General features: G+C 43.4%; 1 protein-coding gene. It reads left to right on the top strand.

Annotation, left to right across the window (positions count from 1 at the left end; all coding sequences use genetic code 11):
* Positions 1 to 288: reverse transcriptase domain-containing protein (locus CKJ95_RS23165; RefSeq protein ID WP_257215912.1), on the top strand; the 288-nt coding region annotated here is incomplete at both ends.

Raw genomic sequence — 288 nt, 5'->3', positions numbered from 1 at the left:
GTGTCGAGATCCCGAAACCAAGCGGTGGGATAAGGCTTTTAGGCATACCAACTGTGACAGACCGTTTCATTCAACAGGCAATTGCCCAAGTATTAACCCCAATCTTTGACCCAACCTTTTCTAAAAGCAGTTATGGCTTCCGACCTAATAGGAGCGCCCATGATGCGGTAAGAAAGGCAAAGGGATATATCAAAGAGGGTTTCCGATGGGTAATTGATATGGACTTAGAAAAGTTCTTTGATGAGGTCAACCATGACAAATTGATGGGAATACTCGCTAAAAGAATTG

The sequence above is a fragment of the Fredinandcohnia onubensis genome, assembly GCF_002734285.1.
In the GTDB taxonomy this organism is placed as follows: Bacteria; Bacillota; Bacilli; order Bacillales; family Bacillaceae_L; genus Ferdinandcohnia; species Ferdinandcohnia onubensis_A.
Note: the sequence above shows the minus strand (reverse complement) of the source record. Positions and strands in the feature narration are given on the sequence as shown.